Raw genomic sequence first — 496 nt, forward strand, 5'->3', positions numbered from 1 at the left:
GCCTGCGGCGACCGAGACGGGTACATCGATGAATCCGTCGGGGACATGCATGAGCGGGCTCCGCTTCCTGCTGGTACTGCGCGCGAGGCTGCGCGTCGGGGGGTGCGGGGGTGGGCAAGCCGTTCGACAGTAGAACCCTGTTGCGAACAGTTCGCAAGAGCAGGTTGTACGCGAGTTGCCGCGCCGATGATCGAAGAATGTCACTTCCGCCACAATTGGGCACAAATAGACATTCTTTGTATCATTAAGCATTAAACCTCTCTCAAACGGAGGAGGTCCCCGCGATGTCACCCGTCGTCGAGCAGCCTGCCAAATGCCGTCTCATCACGGACGCCCCCCACTCCAAGGCCGTCCCGGTCACCCTTCGCTACGACGGTGCCGATCCCCTCGCCATCCGTATCGTCTTCCCGGTCGAGGTCTCCCTCGACGACAGAGAGGTCGTCTGGGCCTTCGCCCGGGACCTCCTCGACGAGGGACTGCGCATCCCCTCCGGCGA

The 496-nt window shown here is 62.7% G+C and carries 2 protein-coding genes; one reads left to right on the forward strand and one right to left on the reverse strand.

Annotation, left to right across the window (positions count from 1 at the left end; all coding sequences use genetic code 11):
• The coding region (locus BFF77_RS38335) for a hypothetical protein (RefSeq protein WP_425424458.1) at positions 1-252 on the reverse strand (252 nt) is incomplete at its 3' end.
• A 32-nt stretch (positions 253-284) separates the two neighbouring features.
• On the opposite strand from BFF77_RS38335, the gene BFF77_RS31610 reads away from it, so the two are divergent.
• On the forward strand, positions 285-496 hold a 212-nt coding region (locus BFF77_RS31610), incomplete at its 3' end, for an SsgA family sporulation/cell division regulator (protein WP_141698599.1).

Origin of the sequence: Streptomyces lushanensis, from assembly GCF_001700515.1 — a bacterium.
In the GTDB taxonomy this organism is placed as follows: domain Bacteria; phylum Actinomycetota; class Actinomycetes; order Streptomycetales; family Streptomycetaceae; genus Streptomyces; species Streptomyces lushanensis.